Genomic DNA, 18,013 nt, shown 5'->3' on the forward strand with positions numbered 1-18,013 from the left:
CGGAAAATGCTACCAACATCTTCCGATTTTAAGAGACTTTAGTCTGAAATTTTTAGCAACACAATTACAAACCTAAAATCATTACAAAAGTATGAATTTATCTTTAAACAACGGGCAGGCCGTACCAATAAGTCTGCTAAAAAAAGTCATTAATATTATGAGAATTACCGTAGTTCTATGCTTGTTGACCACTTTCTGCACATTTGCATCGGTTAGTTACTCACAAACAGCCGAGATATCGCTCGATTTGGAGGGTGTTACTTTAGGCGAGGCATTCGATGCAGTAAAGAAACAAAGTGACTTTTCATTCTGGTACAGAAATGAAGAAGTAAATCTATCAAAAAAAGTATCCGTAAAAGCGGATAGAATGCGCATCGACAACATTATGTCGCAACTGTTAGCCGGACAAAACTTATCTTACACGATTGATGAAAAACATATTATCATTTATAAAAAGAATGATAATAACGGAGTAAATCAGCAGAGACATCGTATATCCGGTATTATTAAAGATGAATTAGGAGAGCCTATTGCGGGTGCCAATGTTTTCGTGAAAGGAACAACTATAGGAACAATGACGGACAGTAATGGTCTATTTGATTTGGAAATTGAAAAAACGAATATCCCTTTGGTCGTTTCATATATTGGTTACAACACACAGGAAATAGCCATCGGTAACCAGACTAATTTCAACATCCAATTATCACAAAACACACAAAATCTGGATGAAGTCGTAGTTGTCGGATACGGTAGTGTGGCGAAAAAAGAATTGACATCTGCTATTTCGCACGTTTCAAGCAAAGATTTTCTCAGTGTCAGTAATGTAGACCCTTCTATGATGATTCAGGGAAAAGTGGCAGGTGTATCTGTAACTAATACAGGTATGGGCGACCCCAACAACCAGGCAAATATCCAGATTCGAGGTATTTCTTCCCGTGCAGCAGGATTAGGTCCGCTCATTGTAATCGATGGAGTGCCCGGCGGAAACTTAACAAACATCAATCCGCACGACATCGAATCGATGGACATCCTGAAGGATGGTGCCGCATCGGCTATTTACGGTACACGAGGCAGTAACGGTGTCTTATTAATTACGACAAAGAAAGGGAATCGTGACGGACAATTACATGCTTCTTATACCGGAACTGTAAGTGCAAACTTTATGGTACATGATTTGGAACCATTGGATGCTGAAGAATTCCGTAAATATCGTGTGCCGAACAATCAGGGAGTAGATCAAGGAGGAAACACGAATTGGTTGGATGAAATCACCCGTACCGGTTTCGCCCATCAGCATACGTTAACCCTTTCCGGAGGTGATTCCAGAAGTAATTATCGTGCCAGTATCGATTTTAAAGATGCTACCGGTATTGATATCCGTTCGGACCGTAAAGAATATGGAGCACGTTTTTCTCTTAACCATACAACGAAAAGCGGATTACTGAATTTCTCCGCAAATATAAGCCCGCGTTTCGTTTATCGGAATAATTCGGACTGGAGCGTATTTAAAGCTGCATTGGAAGCGAATCCCACAACTCCGGTTTTCGACCCGAAAGTACCCGGACAATATTCCAACTTTAACGGACAGGCAGCCGATATGAATCCGGTTGAGTTATTGAAATTAGACGAAAGCGGCGGTGAAACCAAGTTATTGGACTGGGATGCTACGATGAAATTGAATTTATTGCCACTGTTGGCTAAAGACGGAGCATCCATTCATTCTTTAAATACCCAGGTTACATTAGCTCAGCAGCAAAATGACAACTTTAATTTCTGGTTCCGTCCAGCTATCAGCACGATGGCACAAAACAACGGGCGTTCAGGAGAAGCCAGCCGTGATTATGGCAAATCACGCCAGGAAAGTTTGGAATGGTTGATAAACTACGCCATGGAAAAGAATGAACACCGGCTGAAAGTCATGGGTGGTTATTCTTATCAGTATTTCCAAAATTCAGGAATGTCGGCAGCCAACAAAGATTTTCCTTCCGATATCCTCAGCTACAACAACCTTTCACAAGGTGAATGGGCAAAAGAAGAAGGTCGCAATGAAATGGGAAGCTATAAGAATGATTCCAAGTTAATCGCATTCTTCGGCCGTGTCAATTACGACTACAAAGGACGTTACCTGTTCACCGCTTCTTACAGGTACGAAGGTTCTTCCAAATTCGGAAAGAACAACAAGTGGGGAAGTTTTCCTGCCGTATCTGCCGGTTGGCGTATAAGCGATGAAAGCTTTATGAAAAATCTTACCTGGATTAACGACTTGAAAATACGTGGCGACTTTGGTGTTACCGGTAACCAGAATTTCGACAGTTACAAATCGCTGGCAACTATGCAAGGATTTGGTAGTTACTATTATGAAGGTTCGTACTTCACGGTATGGGGTCCGGCAAAGAATCCGAATTATAACCTAAAATGGGAAAAAGGACTCAACTGGAATGTCGGGGTGGACTTTACTTTGTTCAGCAACAAGGTATATGGTTCATTAAACTACTATAGTCGCAAACAACAGGATCTTCTGGGTGATTATAATGTTCCTGTTCCTCCCTATTTGTTTGCTAATACATTCGTAAACGTAGGAACAATGCGGAATAAAGGTATTGAAATCGATTTGAATGTACAGGCTGTGAAAACAAAAGATTTCAGTTACAACATCGGTTTTGTCGGTTCGACAAACAATAATAAATTCCTGCATTTCTCCAATAATGAATTTACAGGACAAGCATATCAGGATGTCTGTAACATGGAATCACCGGGAAATCCAGGAAGTCTTCAACGAATGGAAGAAGGACAGCGCTTAGGTAATTATAATACTTGGGCATACGCCGGTATTGATGAAAATGGAAACTGGTTGGTTTGGAATAAAGATAATACGGAAAAAATACCTATTGACAAAGCACTCCCTGAAGATAAGCGGATTACCGGCAACGGATTACCTAAATTCACAGCTTCTTTAAGCAATACTTTTACTTATAAAAACTGGGATTTGACAGTTTATCTGCGCGGAGCTTTCGGTTATGATTTATTCAATGTACATGACCTTTATTATGGGTTACAAAGTGCTCCTGGAAATGTCCTGAAAAAAGCTTATGACAAAAATGTCGCTATAACTTCGGGACAAAATGTATTGACAGACTACTTCCTGGAAAAAGGTGATTATGTAAAATTGGATGTTCTAACATTAGGATATCGTTTCAATATCAATAATAAATGGCTGGATAGTATCCGGCTGTATGCAACAGGTAAGAATCTGGCTACTATTACAGGTTTCAGTGGTGTAGACCCTGCAAGTTATCAAATGAACGGTTTGACTCCCGGCACAAACAACGGTACCAGAAATTATTATCCGACAACAGCTCAATTACTGTTCGGTTTACAATTGGATTTCTAATGTTCAACCTTAAAAAATCAGATTTTATGAAATACAAAAATATTATAAGCTATGTGGGAGGTATCCTTTTGTCGACTGTTGCATTTTCATGTACCGACCTGACAGAAAATGTATATGACCAGATAGTTACAGAGAACTATTATAATACAAAAGACGATGTTATCCGTGCTACATTCCGACCTTTCGAACACGCTTTTTGGAGCATCGGAACACGTTTCACCATTAATGAAGAAACAACAGACCAGTTAGGGACATGGAATCGTGACGGTTGGTGGGTTGACGGTCAGGTATGGCAGCGTTATCATTATCATACATGGACCATTGAAGATGATATCAGCGAATGGGATGCCTGTTTCACCGGTATTATGCAATCTTGTTCCGTATTGGATGACTTTAAGGAACTCGACCCGGAGCGATTTAAAATGAGTCAGGAAGAATTTGACGCTTTCTCCGCGCAAATCCGGACATTACGAGCCTGGTTCTATATTCGTTTGCTGGACGCATACAGGAACATTCCTTTAGCAATCAGCAAAGATGCCAGTCTGAACTCACAAGGGCAAGTTTCACCGGAAGTTATATTCAATTTCATCGAAACAGAATTAACCGAAAGCATCAATCTGCTACCTCAAAAACAAGGTTCAAACGGGAATGGAGGAAATCAGGGACAATGGAATCAGGCAGGTGCTGCGGCTTTATTGGTCCGCCTCTATCTAAATGCAGAAAAATGGATAGGTAAACCCATGTATGACGAATGTGCAAACTATGCGCAAAAAATTATCAACGGCGATTATGGTTTTTATGAAATAGCCAGTCGGTGGGATGCACCGTATGACTGGAATAACGAAACCTGCAATGAAGTTATCTTCGGTTTTCCGGGAAGCTACGGACGTAGCCACTGGCACTACGAAACAGATGTTTACAGATGGTGCTTACCGGCGAATGCCCAATATTATCTGGGAACAATAAAACAAGGAGGTTTTAATCCGAAATATGCTTTACAACCCAGCCACGATATTGAAGGAAATCTTTATAATTTCACTTTAGGTATGCCGGCCCATAAATTCCAGAAATATCCGGAAGATTGTCGTTTGAAGAAATACAGAAATCTGGGGAACAACACGCGTGAGGGAATGTTCCTTTACGGCTATCTGGAATATGAAGAAGGAGGAAAAACTAAAAAAGTAACATCTCCGTCAAATGGCTTACCCCTATATATACGTGACCAGGTCGGTGTATTCCACGGGATAGCTCCGGGAGAAATTCCGGAAAATAAAGTCTCCGATATGAAAAACGGCGACCATAATTCAGGTTGGCATTTTGCAAAATACCCGTTCTACAAAGACGAAGACGAAGGTAAACAGGAAGCGGATTATTCAGAAATCAGGCTGGCGGAAATTTATTACTCGCTGGCGGAATGCAAGTTCCGATCGGGAGATACTGAAGGAGCCGGAAGATTATTAAACCAGGTCCGTAAACGTTATTACCCGACCGAGAAATATCAAGAATACCTATATGCTCCGGAAGGAAATGCACAACTGACAGAAAATGAATTGATTGATGAATGGGGACGTGAGTTTTTCGCCGAAGGACGCCGTCGTACGGATTTATGTCGCTGGAATAAGTTTACAACCGGTACTTGGTGGGACAAGCAACCGGATGCCGACAATCATACCGACATCTTTCCCATCAAGCGGACAACCTTAGGTTCCAATCCGCATCTTGAACAAAATCCGGGATACGACGATATATCTCGTTAATATTTATGTGAGGAAAGATATTTATTCGTATCTTTCCTCACTAAAACTTAAATTTAATATCATGATATCAAGAAGAAATTTTATTCGCAATTCGGCATCCGCTATTGCCGCAGGACTGGTTATGCCGTCCATTCTAAATGAAAGCAGCATGTTTGCCCATGCTGTCGGAGCTAACGATAAAATAAATGTAGCATTAATCGGATGCAAAAGTATGGGATGGGCTGATTTATCGGATTTTCTAATTCATCCGGAAGTGGATTGTGTCGCTTTATGCGACATTGACAAAGGTGTTCTGGAAGGAAGAGCTGCCGAAGTCGAAAAAATGAGGAACAAAAAACCTGTACTTTATGGCGATTACAGGAAAGTGCTGGAAAGAAAAGATATAGATGCCGTAATTATAGGAACACCGGACCATTGGCATTGTTTGCCGATGGTGGACGCATGTGCAGCCGGAAAAGATGTATATGTAGAAAAACCGATTGCAAACTCGATTGCGGAATGTGATGTAATGGTGGCCGCCGCTAAAAAATACAATCGTGTCGTTCAAGTGGGACAACAGCAACGAAGCGGTAATCACTGGCACGAAATGAAGAAATATATCGATAGTGGGAAATTAGGAAAAATCGCCCGTGTAAATGTCTGGGCTAATTTCAATTATGCCGCCATACTCAACCCTGTACCGGACGGTCCCGTACCTGCAGGAGTTGATTTCGAAACTTGGCTGGGTCCGGCTCCCAAAAGAACTTTCAACGAACGAAGATTTCATGGACTGTGGAGAATGTTCTGGGATTACGGAGGCGGACTTTTGACAGACTGGGGAGTCCATCTTTTAGACATGGCTCTCTGGGGTATGAATGTAAAAGGTATGCCGAACCGTATACTCAGTTCGGGTGGCAATTTTGCTTATCCGGATGATTATGCGGAAACATTCGATACCTTGTCCGTTATCTACGAATATGATGATTTTATCATTCAATGGAGTAATGTAGCCGGAACGGAAAGCGGTCCTTACGGACGAAATTACGGTCTTGAATTTAAAGGGACGAACGGCACATTGATTGCAAACCGTGAAAGTTGGGAAGTTCTTCCGGAACAAAATAAGATAGAGGCTATAAAAAGTATGCCGAATTTCCAGGACCACAAAGACCATGTCACCAATTTCCTGAATTGCATGAAAAGCCGGGATATGAACACAGCTTGCACCATAGATAACGGTAGTTTATGTGCCAAATATGCTCATCTGGGAAATATCTCTGCACGCGTCAAATCTGCGCTTGTATATGACGATGCAAAGAAAAAGTTCGATAATGCCGAGGCCAATAAATTAATTAAGCCCAACTATCGTAAACCGTGGAAATTCCCGGAATTATAATCTTTAATGATTGAAATAAATGCAGAATATCAAAATTTCGAGAAGGAAAATGTTGATTAGTTCAAGTTTGGCTCTGTTAGGAGTCAAACTTGGAACTGCTGCCCCGGCAATTTGTTCCACATCATCTCCTAAGAGAATGCCTTTCCGGATAAGTCTCAATACTTCTACTATTTCCGGATATAATCTGCCTGTCGAACAACAAATTGAATATTGTGCCGAAGCAGGCTTCGAGGGTATTGAACTTTGGACAAAAGATATAGAAGCCTATGTCGAAAAAGGGGGAAGCTATCGACAACTTGCCGGCAAGCTTCAGGCTGCACATCTCATACTCGAAAATATCATCGGATTTTCGCCCTGGATTGCAGGAGGAAAAGGAATGGACGAAATGCTGAAAGAGATGGATATGGCTGCCGCTTTAGGAAGCCGTTGCATCGCTGCTACAGCTTTAGGTATCGACCAATTAGACCGGAACGATTTCGAGAGATATTCCGATAATTACCGCAAGATATTAGAGTATGGAGAGACTATCAATGTACGCCCGTTATTGGAAGTATGGGGCTCCGGGGCTTTAAACCAAGTGGCTGACGCCGCCCGGATTGCTTTAGGAACCGGACATCCGAAAGCCTCAATGCTTCTGGATTTCTATCATCTTTACCGGGGTAATAATTCTTTTGACAGTCTACATCTAATTAATGGAGCGGAACTTCCTGTTTTTCATATTAATGATTATCCTGCTACCCCTGCCCGAACCGAATTGTCGGATGCGGACCGGGTTTATCCGGGGGACGGTATTTGCCCGTTCGATAAACTGTTGCCCCTTTTATATGAAACCGGGTTCCGGGGAGCATTATCACTCGAACTTTTTAATCCTGCATACTGGACAGGAAAAGGTGTAAAGAAAGCATTGGAAACAGGATATAAAAAAGTTTCGACAGTCATTGCACAAGCAATGAAATAAGTTGTATTTTTAACGAATAAATAACTTCATGACATGAAAAACTATTTTTTGCTTTTCTCTTTATTACTCTGCATCGCTTGCAGTAACAACAGAACAAACGGAGCGGTTAATCTGATTTTCGATACCGATATGGCACCGGATTACGATGATGTCGGAGCTTTAGCTTTGCTGCATGCACTGGCAGACTCGGGAGAAGTGAACATTCTGGCAACTGTCTCTTCCAATAAATGTCCAACGGCTGTTCCTTGTATCGAAGTAATTAATACTTATTTCGGACGACCGGATATTCCAACAGCTGCCGTACGTGGAGAAGCGGCAGATCGCACGACATGGCATAGCGGATTACGCTGGACGGAAGAATTACCTAAAAAATATCCGCACCGGACAAAAGCGACGGCAGACAGCGAAGATGCCTTGAAGCTCTATCGCCGTATTCTGAGTCAGCAACCGGACAAAAGCGTAACAATCGTCACGGTCGGTTTCTTCTCCAATTTACAAAATCTGCTCTTGTCTCAGGCAGATGAAATTTCCCCATTATCCGGAAAAGAACTAATCGATAAGAAAGTAAAACAATTAGTATCGATGGCCGGAGCTTTTCCTGAAGGAAAGGAATTTAATGTCTATGTAGATGCAAAAGCGTCCCAATATATTATGAAAGAATGGCCGACCCCTATTCTGTTCAGTGGTTTTGAAATCGGTTCTCAAATATTTACAGGCAAACGACTGGTCGAGAGTGGCATCAAAAACAATCCGATTGTGGACACTTATACCATGTGTCTGCAGCAGGATGATCCCAAAGGGCGGGATAGCTGGGATCAGACTGCTACATTGGTGGCTGTCCGTGGAGCTTCTAAATATTTTGATGTGGAATATGGTACAATTACAGTCAATGACGATGGCAGCAATACTTGGAAAAAAGACCCGAACGGCCAACATGCTCATCTGATTTTTAAAATGCCTAAAGAACAATTGACTGCTGAAATCGAGCATTTAATGATGCATTTGCCTCAAAAGAAGTAATATCCCGTATAGTTTGTGTTTTAATTTAATATAGTATCTCATGAAAAAACACCTGTTGATTTTAATTGGAATTTTAAGTACATGCTCCCTTTCCTGTTTTGCCCAAAGCAAATATTACAAGGCGAGTAAAGAATGGTTGCAAAAAAGCGAAGCCAGCAAACCTGCGCTCATTTATAAGGAACATCATCCTTTGAGAATTGTCAACTCTGTAAAAGACGCAAATGCATATCAGGGTTGGAGAATGGAAGAAGTCGGCAGTATCGACCCGCTATTCAGAGAATCGTTGAAAAAACATTCCGGAGTAATCCTTGATTTCGGTGAACACCTTACCGGCGATTTTACGTTTTCGCTAAAATTATTAAGTAAAGCCGTGTCAGATGCTCCTGTCCGCCTGAAATTCACATTCGCAGAGGTTCCGGGAGAACTGAACACTCCGTTCGACCCATATCCGGGAGGCTTATCCCGTGCCTGGTTGCAGGATGAGGTCATCACCCTCATGACGGTTCCTATTGAGGCAAGTATTCCGCGAAGGGTTTCTTTCCGTTATCTTAAAATTGACGTATTGGGTTCTTCTTCCTTCGATTTCGCTTTCGACAAAATGTCGTTCAAAGCACAAAGCGCAGTAGAACCCATACGCATGGATTTAGCCTCTACAACAGATCCGCTCATTAAACAAATCAATGAAGTAGGTTTATCTACGCTGAAAGAATGTATGCAAACTGTTTATGAAGATGGTCCGAAGCGCGACCGTCGTTTGTGGATTGGCGACCTTTATCTGGAAGCGTTAGCAAATGCTTATTCTTACAAAAATCATGCATTGACAAAGCGCTGTCTGTATTTGCTTGCAGCTCTTTCCAACGATGAAGGGCTTCTGCATGCAACCGTTATGGAAGACCCGCAACCGCATCCGCAGGAAGGACAACATTGCCTGGATTATGCATTAATCTACAATGTGGCATTATTGGAATACCTGAAAGCAACCGGAGATAGGGAAACGGCCAACGATTTATGGCCGGTGGCAATTCGCCAAATCGAGATGGCACTCCGCCAATTCTCTCCCGAAATGATTTATGATATGCAAAAACCTCCGATTTACTGGCTGGTATTCGATTGGAAGGACAATTATGACCGGCAAGCTTCTATGCAGGGATTGACAATTTGGGCACTCCTGCATAGTTATGAGCTTGCAAAAATGTTGGGTAAGGAAAAAGAAGTAAAAGAGTGGCCGGCATTAGCCGTACAGATGAAAAAAGCTGCCCGGAAATACTTCTATGACAAGAAACAAGGTGTCATTGTCAGCGGAGAAACCAAGCAAGTATCTTACCTTTCGCAAGTATGGATGATTTTGTCTGAAACACTGACCTTGAAAGAGGGAGCACGGGCAATGAAAACAGCAATGTCGATGCCGGATGCTTGTTACCCGGGTTGTCCGTACGCTTACCATTATGTCGTAGAAGCTTTATTAAAATGCGGCATGAATGATGAGGCTAAAAAACTACTTGTCGACTATTGGGGCGGCATGGTAAAAAAAGGAGCGGATACTTTCTGGGAAGTTTATGACCCGAACAACGATGAGTTGTCTCCTTACGGATTTTTCCCAATAAACAGCTACTGTCACGCATGGAGTTGTACGCCAGTCTATTTTATCAACAAATATCCTGATATATTCCAGTAAAAAAGCCAAAAAGTACCGTCAGTGTCAAATCCGGGAAATGCGGACGAATCTTTTCAATAATCTTTTCAACCGCAATTTTCATTTGGACACGGACGGTACTTTCGCTAATAGATAAAATCTTTCCGATTTCTTTAGGCTTAAGCCCTTCCTGACGAGCCATCAGAAAAATCAGACGGCATTTATCAGGCAATTCGTTTATGATTTGCGTAAGTAAAGTTTCTATTTCCTTATCAATAAGTTGCCCATCCGGAGATGATGCCTCCAGGTCTTCCAATTCAATCGGAAAATCATCTAAGGAGAGCTTTTCATATTCATTCTTTCTATTGAGGTAACGCATCGCCTCATTTTTCGTGACAATATAAAAATAAGCTTCCAGATTTGTTATCTCTTTCAGCTTCTTACGAGACTGCCAGATTGAGAAAAAAACATCCGACACCACTTCGCGGCATGCCTCCTTATCTCTCAAAAAATAATAGGAAAAACGAAACACATTTTCATAATATACTTGATAAAGCATATTAAATGCACTTCTATTGTCCTCGGAAACAGAACGAGCAAGATGATCGATATCTATTTTTACTGTTTTCAACGAAATAAATAAATACACAAACTTAAGAATATAATCTTAATTTTCAATCACTCGCCCTTCCTTATTTCCAAGAAAACAAAAAAACTCGTATGTTTGTAAATAAAAACTCAAAACGATAAAATGAAAACGTTAGTACATACTGATAAAGAACAGATTGAAGCGATTATAAAGAAATGCGATATCTGCTATGTAGGATTAGCCGACACGGATGGAACTCCTTATGTTTTGCCTATGAACTTCGGATATCGTGAAGGCGTTATATATTTACATTCCGCACAAGAAGGACGCAGCATATCGATACTAGAACGGAACCCTCGGGCGTGTATCACGTTTAGTACAGACCACGACTTAGTGTTTCAGCACCCCGAAGTGGCATGCAGTTACCGGATGCGTTCCAAAAGTGTGATTTGCTGGGGAAGGGTAGTTTTTGAGGAAAACTTTGAAAAGAAAGTAGAGGCGTTGGACATTATTATGAAACAATATTCGGATAAAAGCTTTACCTATAGCAATCCTGCTGTTGTCAATGTAAAAATATGGAAAGTAGAAATAGACGAAGTCAGTTGTAAAGAGTTCGGCGCTCCGCATAAAAAAACAATGCCTATTTGAACATTCTTTATAGAAAAGACTTTTATAGGATAAGATATTCAAATATTTGACTAATTTTGTCGAATACGCATCTAAAATAAACATAAAATGAAAAGATTTCTGTTATTATTGTTTCTGACGCTAACGGTATTTACTGCTTGTGAAGGACCTTCCGGCCCTCCGGGACGAGACGGACAAGATGGACAAGATGGAAATAGCATGTATTGGTTTGTAAAAACATATACGATACACGAAAAGGACTGGGAATTATATACTGACGAAGACGGGCTTAATCCATACTATATGTGTGAAGTTCCAATAAAAGAACTGTCTGACGACATCTATTATGACGGAAATGTGTTTGCTTACCTAATCATGAACTTCGACCAACAAAATGAGGTACAGACTCCTCTGCCTTATACACACCCGGCGGAAAATGTGCAGGGACAAGAATGGTCGGAAATCGTACATTTTGACTACATGCCTGGCTCCATTGCCTTTTATGTTACTTACAGTGATTTTGCGACAAATGTATGGCCCGGAGATTTACATTTCAGAGTCGTTATGAACTACTAATTGGAAAAATAATGTACTTTTGTCCAATTAAAGAATATTCTGAAAATAATGGATTTGCAGAAGCATAGCGAGGTACTGGATAAGACAGTAGAAAAGCTTTCAGATGAAGCATCTTACAGGCAGTTGTTTCATGCGTATCGCGATGAAGAAGCTTTGCCTTCCGGTGAAGTGCTGAAAGAAATTATAGATTTATGCCGGGCAATCCTTTTCCCCGGCTATTACGGAAACGCACGCATCAGCAAACAAACAATCCGCTTTCACACCGGAGTGAATATCGAGACATTGCATAGTTTACTTACGCGACAGATATATGCAGGGCTTTGTTTCAGCGACACTAATTGCTCAACTTGTCCTGAAGAGCGGATTTATACGGAAGCGGAAAAACTATCGGAAGCTTTTATTGCAACACTTCCCGACATACGTATCCAATTGGGGACAGATGTAGAAGCAGCCTTCAACGGAGATCCTGCCGCACAAAATATCAATGAGGTTATTTTCTGCTATCCGGGTTTTCGGGCTATTTGTAATTATCGTATCGCTCACCAGCTATACATGTTGGGAGTTCCTTTCATTCCACGTATGATAACCGAAATGGCACACTCGGAAACAGGTATTGATATTCATCCGGGTGCGCAAATCGGAAATTTCTTCTCTATCGACCATGGAACAGGAACCGTTATCGGTGAAACCAGTGTAATCGGTAATCATGTCCGTATCTTCCAAGGAGTGAGTCTTGCCGGAGAAAAATTGCCGCCCGACGAAAATGGAAATGCCATTCGCGGAATTGCCCGCCATCCGATACTGGACAATCATGTAACGATTTACTCCAACGCAACCCTGCTCGGCAGGATACATATCGGCGAAGGGGCAACCATTTGTGGAAACGTCTGGATTACCCAGGATGTTCCTGCCGGGACAATCGTTTCCCAATTGACGGTCGATAAAACGGTCGATATGAGAAATTCAACAACAAAGGATTAACAATTAATATAAGAATTACTAATAAACAATGGAAAAAGCAGCAGACACAACATTGTCAACTGTCAACCGTCAATCACCAACTTTCGAGATGGTGGCCAAGACCCTTTACGGGTTAGAAGAAATACTGGCTGGTGAGTTATTATCGTTAGGAGCCAACGACATTCAAATTGGTCGCCGGATGGTTCCCTTTACCGGAGATAAGGAAGTGCTTTACAAAGCAAATTTTTATTGCCGTACGGCACTCCGTATCCTGAAACCCATTTATCACTTCAAAGCGAAAGACGCCGACACTGTATACAAAGAAGCGAAAAAAGTGATGTGGGAAAACTATATGTCGCTGGATAAAACTTTCGCAATCGATTCCGTTATTTATTCCGACGATTTCAACCATTCCAAGTTCGTAGCCTACCGCACAAAAGATGCTATAGCAGACTACTTCATGGAAAAATATGAAAAACGCCCGTCTGTACGGGTAAATAATCCGGATTTATACATTAACATCCATATTTCACACAACGATTGTACCTTGTCTATCGACAGTTCCGGCGAAAGTCTTCACAAACGCGGATATCGTGTAGAGCAGACTGAAGCACCGTTGAACGAAGTGCTGGCTGCCGGTATGATTTTAAAAACCGGCTGGAAAGGTGAATCCAATTTCGTAGATCCGATGTGTGGCTCAGGTACGTTACTGATAGAAGCCGCGATGATTGCCCTTAATATCGCCCCGGGTATACACCGGAAAGAATTTGCTTTTGAGAAATGGATAGATTTCGACCAAGAACTGTTCGACCGTATCTACAACGACGAAAGCCAGGAACGTGACTTTAAATTTAAATGTTACGGTTCTGATATTAGCCCTGCCGCTATCGAAATCGCTGAAAAAAATATCCGTAGTGCCGGCTTGATGAAATACATCGACTTAAAAGTATTGCCTTTCCAGCAGTTTACGGAAGCGCCTCAACCGGGTATCATGGTCACTAATCCCCCTTACGGCGAACGTATCTCTACCCGCGATTTATTGGGCTTATACAATATGATAGGTGAACGCATCAAGCATGTATTCACCGGTTACAATGTCTGGATTTTAAGTTACAAAGACGAATGTTTCGACAAAATCGGACTGAAACCGAATGAACGGATGAAGCTAATCAATGGCTCATTAGACTGCGAATATCGTTGTTATCAAATTTTCGAAGGGAAAAACAAAGATTATAAAAAGGCTTTAAGCGAAAGTGGAGAAGAAAGCCTTTCGCGCCCTGTCATACGAGAGAAAAGTTCGTTTGAACGCAGACCGGACAGGCCTTCACGCCCAAACTTCAAAACAGACCGTATGGATCGTCCCGAACGTCGCTTTGCAGCCGCCCACAGTGAAGATGATAGCGAAGGGGCTACATTTATCCCCGGCAAACGTTTCTTAGAAGACCGTCCGTTCAGGAAGGATTCTGAAAGTAAACGTCCTATCAAGAAACGCTTTAAAGATGATGATGATTTCAGAGGAAAAAAACATTTCGGAGATAAAAAGAACAGTGAACATTCGTTTAAAAAACCATTCAAAAGAAAAGGGAAAAACAATTATGACGATTAAGAGCAGATTGTTGCTTTGTATATTTTCATTTTCAACTATTTTGTCGGTAATGGCACAGGAGAAACAATTTACCTTACACGACCTGATACCGGGAGGTAAGAATTATAGTCGTTTTGTTCCACGCAACCTGAAACAGCTGATGTGGTGCGGCGACACTTACCTGTATGCCAAAGGCGACAGTATGTTAAGTGGGGAAGCTACTAAAAATGAAAGAGTAGCATTCACTCGCCAACAACTTAACGAGGCCCTGACAAAAGCCGGATTACAAACGGTAGGTAGTCTGCCTGCCTTTTCCGTTCCTTACAAAGAACAACCGGTTCTGTCTTTTATTTCCAAACGTCACCGTATTCATTATAACTACCTTGAGAACAAGGTAGTGGCCGATTACCAGCTAACAGATACATGGACAAACTATGATTTCTGTCCGGCAAATGGTTATCTGGCTTTCACGGAAGGGAACAATATACAAATCCTTTCACCGGATAATACCGTAAAAGTCGTTACCCAAGAAACTGGTAACGGTATTGTATGCGGTAAGTCGGTACATCAGAATGAATTTGGCATTCATAAAGGCACTTTCTGGTCTCCGAACGGCTCAGCCTTGGCTTTCTATCGTATGGATGAAAGTATGGTAACAGATTATCCGTTCGTCAATATCGATAACCGTTGTGCCAAAGCCGAACCGCACAAATATCCGATGGCGGGCATGAAAAGTCATGAAGTAACGGTAGGCGTATACAATCTTTCTTCCGGAAAAACCATTTGGTTGAAAACCGGTTTGCCCAAAGAAAAGTATCTGACAAACATCGCTTGGAGTCCCGACGAAAAGAGTCTTTATATCGCAGAGCTGAACCGCGAACAGAATGAAATGCATCTGGTTCGTTATTCCGCCCTGACCGGAGAAAAGGAAGCCGATTTGTTTACCGAAACGGACGAACATTACGTAGAACCGCAGCATCCGGTCCTCTTTCTCCCGAACAATCCGGATAAATTTATCTGGCAAAGTGAACGGGACGGCTACAATCACCTATATCTGTATAATACAAAAGGGGAATTATTGAAACAGCTCACAAAAGGCGAATGGGTGGTACTGGATGTATTAGGCTTCGATGCAAAAGCAGAGAATCTCTTCCTTTCATCAACCCAACCACATCTTTTAAGTTCGTTCCACTACGGTACACCCCTGAATATCAACACATGGAAAGTTTCTTTGAAAAAAGGAAATACCCTTTGTTTAAGCGGACATGCCACCTTGACCGGAGTACACAACACACAACTCAGTACTTCAGGAAGATACTTGCTCGACAATTACTCCTCACCTTCCACTCCCCGCATAATCGAACTGATTGATACGAAAAAAGGAGAAACCCTGCGTACGTTGCTGACAGCAAAAGATCCATACGCCGGGTATGCCATGCCGGAAATTGTCACAGGAACCATCAAGGCCGCTGATGGCATAACCGATTTGAATTTTCGTCTGGTAAAACCTGTCGGTCTGGACGAAACAAAGAAATACCCGACTATCGTTTATGTTTACGGCGGTCCACATGCGCAATTAGTTACGGGAGGCTGGAAAAACGGAGTTGGCGGTTGGGATATTTACATGGCACAACGCGGATATGTGATATTCACAATAGACAGTCGCGGTTCGGCTAATCGCGGACATGCTTTCGAAAGTGTTATCCATCGCAATTTAGGAGTAAACGAAATGGCCGACCAAGTAAAAGGTGTCGAGTTTCTGAAGTCTTTACCTTATGTAGATACAGACCGCATTGGTGTACATGGATGGAGCTACGGTGGCTTCATGACCACCAACCTGATGTGTTCGTATCCTGAAATCTTCAAAGTAGGAGTAGCCGGCGGACCTGTTATCGACTGGAGTAATTACGAAATCATGTACGGAGAGCGTTATATGGACCGTCCTCAAGACAACCCGGATGGATACAAAAACGCTAATCTGAAGTTGAAAGCAAAAGACCTAAAAGGCCATCTGCTCCTTATACACGGCGACATCGACCCGGTTGTGGTATGGCAGCATAGCCTCGGCTTCCTAAAAGCCTGTGTAGACGCAGATACTTATCCGGACTATTTTGTCTATCCACGTCATGAGCACAATGTCATTGGTAAAGACCGGCCCCACCTGTACGAAAAGATTACCCGGTACTTCGACGATTATCTGAAAAATACAAACAAAGAATAAAATATAATTATATGAATATCTTATTATTAGGCTCAGGCGGCCGCGAACATGCAATAGCCTGGAAAATAGCTCAAAGCCCGAAAGTGGACCGGTTATTTATCGCCCCCGGTAATGCGGGAACTGCATTGACCGGCACGAACATCGCGATAAAAGCCGACGATTTTCCCGCTATCAGGGAATTTGTATTGGCCAACAACATCCATATGGTTGTGGTCGGTCCGGAAGACCCTTTGGTAAAAGGTGTTTACGATTTCTTCAAGAATGACGCAGCACTGGCCAATATACCTGTTATCGGTCCGTCCAAGGCCGGTGCACAACTGGAAGGAAGTAAAGACTTTGCCAAAGCATTTATGATGCGTCATAACATCCCGACAGCCCGGTATAAAAGCATTTCAGCCGACAACCTTCAAGAAGGATATACCTTTCTTGAGGAGTTGGAAGCCCCTTACGTGCTGAAAGCTGACGGTTTAGCCGCCGGTAAAGGCGTACTCATACTGGACACACTGGAAGAAGCAAAAAAAGAACTGGGTGACATGCTGGGTGGTATGTTCGGTGATGCCAGTAAAACGGTGGTAATCGAAGAATTTCTGGACGGTATCGAATGCTCCGTATTTGTTATGACAGACGGCAAAGATTATAAAGTTCTTCCTGTTGCCAAAGATTACAAACGTATCGGCGAAGGGAATACAGGTTTGAATACCGGCGGCATGGGAGCCGTATCTCCCGTTCCGTTTGCAGATGAGACGTTTATGGAAAAAGTAGACAAACGGATTATCCGTCCTACCATCGAAGGCCTGAAAGCGGAAAACATAGACTATAAAGGCTTCATTTTCCTCGGACTTATCAACGTAAAAAATGAACCGATGGTAATCGAATACAATTGCCGTATGGGAGACCCGGAAACAGAAGTTGTCATGCTCCGTATCCAAAGTGACCTCGTAGAATTGCTGGAAGGCGTGGCCGAAGGTAATTTAGGCAATCGTACGTTGACACACGACCCGCGTGCCGCCGTTACAGTCATGTTGGTTAGTGGCGGATATCCCGAAGCTTACGAAAAAGGAAAACTCATCAGTGGTCTGGATAAAATATCATCCGAAAACATTATTTTCCATGCCGGAACCAAAGAAGCCGACGGACAAATCCTAACGAACGGCGGACGCGTCATTGCCGTAAGCTCTTACGGGGCTAACAAGGAAGAAGCACTCGCACAATCGTTTGCCGGAGCTAAAACCATCGACTTCGACAAGAAGTATTTCCGTAGCGACATAGGTTTCGATTTATAAGTATGTGACTTGCCAGTTACCTTTTTAGAAGAAAAGTAACT

The 18,013-nt window shown here is 42.3% G+C and carries 13 protein-coding genes; 12 read left to right on the top strand and 1 reads right to left on the bottom strand.

Going from position 1 to position 18,013, the window contains the following annotated elements:
• Window positions 1-157 precede the first annotated feature (157 nt).
• The 6 genes from DW103_RS09015 (at window position 158) to DW103_RS09040 (ending at window position 10,173) form a co-directional block, all read left to right on the top strand.
• Window positions 158-3,391 carry a SusC/RagA family TonB-linked outer membrane protein gene (locus tag DW103_RS09015; RefSeq protein WP_233545650.1) on the top strand — a complete coding sequence of 1,078 codons (3,234 nt, stop codon included), beginning with the start codon at window positions 158-160 and terminating at the stop codon, window positions 3,389-3,391.
• 26 nt (window positions 3,392-3,417) lie between these two features.
• Window positions 3,418-5,148 (top strand): RagB/SusD family nutrient uptake outer membrane protein, encoded by a 1,731-nt coding sequence (locus tag DW103_RS09020; RefSeq protein WP_122275379.1) that lies wholly within the window; start codon window positions 3,418-3,420, stop codon window positions 5,146-5,148.
• A gap of 61 nt (window positions 5,149-5,209) precedes the next feature.
• Window positions 5,210-6,520: a Gfo/Idh/MocA family protein gene (locus DW103_RS09025; protein ID WP_122275290.1), complete on the top strand. Its 1,311-nt coding sequence runs from the start codon at window positions 5,210-5,212 to the stop codon at window positions 6,518-6,520.
• A gap of 19 nt (window positions 6,521-6,539) precedes the next feature.
• A complete protein-coding gene (locus DW103_RS09030) occupies window positions 6,540-7,478 on the top strand; it encodes a sugar phosphate isomerase/epimerase (protein ID WP_122275292.1) in 939 nt (312 codons plus the stop codon).
• Between the two features lie 33 nt (window positions 7,479-7,511).
• On the top strand, window positions 7,512-8,498 hold the full coding sequence (locus DW103_RS09035; RefSeq protein WP_122275294.1) for a nucleoside hydrolase: 987 nt from the start codon (window positions 7,512-7,514) through the stop codon (window positions 8,496-8,498).
• Between the two features lie 40 nt (window positions 8,499-8,538).
• The gene (locus DW103_RS09040; RefSeq protein WP_122275296.1) at window positions 8,539-10,173 is read left to right on the top strand and encodes a family 78 glycoside hydrolase catalytic domain; all 1,635 of its coding nucleotides are present in this window, start codon (window positions 8,539-8,541) and stop codon (window positions 10,171-10,173) included.
• Here the strand turns inward: DW103_RS09040 and DW103_RS09045 are convergent.
• Window positions 10,145-10,780 carry an RNA polymerase sigma factor gene (locus DW103_RS09045; RefSeq protein ID WP_255418450.1) on the bottom strand — a complete coding sequence of 212 codons (636 nt, stop codon included), beginning with the start codon at window positions 10,778-10,780 and terminating at the stop codon, window positions 10,145-10,147. The genes DW103_RS09040 and DW103_RS09045 overlap by 29 nt on opposite strands.
• 102 nt (window positions 10,781-10,882) lie before the next feature.
• Here DW103_RS09045 and DW103_RS09050 point away from each other — a divergent pair, with 102 nt between their 5' ends.
• The 6 genes from DW103_RS09050 (at window position 10,883) to purD (ending at window position 17,972) form a co-directional block, all read left to right on the top strand.
• The gene (locus DW103_RS09050) at window positions 10,883-11,368 is read left to right on the top strand and encodes a pyridoxamine 5'-phosphate oxidase family protein (RefSeq protein WP_122275300.1); all 486 of its coding nucleotides are present in this window, start codon (window positions 10,883-10,885) and stop codon (window positions 11,366-11,368) included.
• Window positions 11,369-11,455: 87 nt separating this feature from the next.
• Complete coding sequence (locus tag DW103_RS09055; protein WP_122275302.1) at window positions 11,456-11,923, top strand: hypothetical protein; 468 nt, start codon at window positions 11,456-11,458, stop codon at window positions 11,921-11,923.
• A gap of 48 nt (window positions 11,924-11,971) precedes the next feature.
• Window positions 11,972-12,904, top strand: coding sequence for a serine O-acetyltransferase (locus tag DW103_RS09060; protein WP_122275304.1), 933 nt, complete (start codon window positions 11,972-11,974; stop codon window positions 12,902-12,904).
• Between the two features lie 88 nt (window positions 12,905-12,992).
• Complete coding sequence (locus DW103_RS09065) at window positions 12,993-14,489, top strand: class I SAM-dependent RNA methyltransferase (RefSeq protein ID WP_122275306.1); 1,497 nt, start codon at window positions 12,993-12,995, stop codon at window positions 14,487-14,489.
• On the top strand, window positions 14,479-16,689 hold the full coding sequence (locus DW103_RS09070) for a S9 family peptidase (RefSeq protein WP_122275381.1): 2,211 nt from the start codon (window positions 14,479-14,481) through the stop codon (window positions 16,687-16,689). Before DW103_RS09065 ends, DW103_RS09070 begins: the two co-directional genes overlap by 11 nt.
• 11 nt (window positions 16,690-16,700) lie before the next feature.
• Window positions 16,701-17,972 (top strand): phosphoribosylamine--glycine ligase, encoded by a 1,272-nt coding sequence (gene purD, locus DW103_RS09075; protein ID WP_122275308.1) that lies wholly within the window; start codon window positions 16,701-16,703, stop codon window positions 17,970-17,972.
• Window positions 17,973-18,013 lie beyond the last annotated feature (41 nt).

The sequence above is a fragment of the Parabacteroides sp. AM08-6 genome, from assembly GCF_003473295.1.
Classification (GTDB): domain Bacteria; phylum Bacteroidota; class Bacteroidia; order Bacteroidales; family Tannerellaceae; genus Parabacteroides.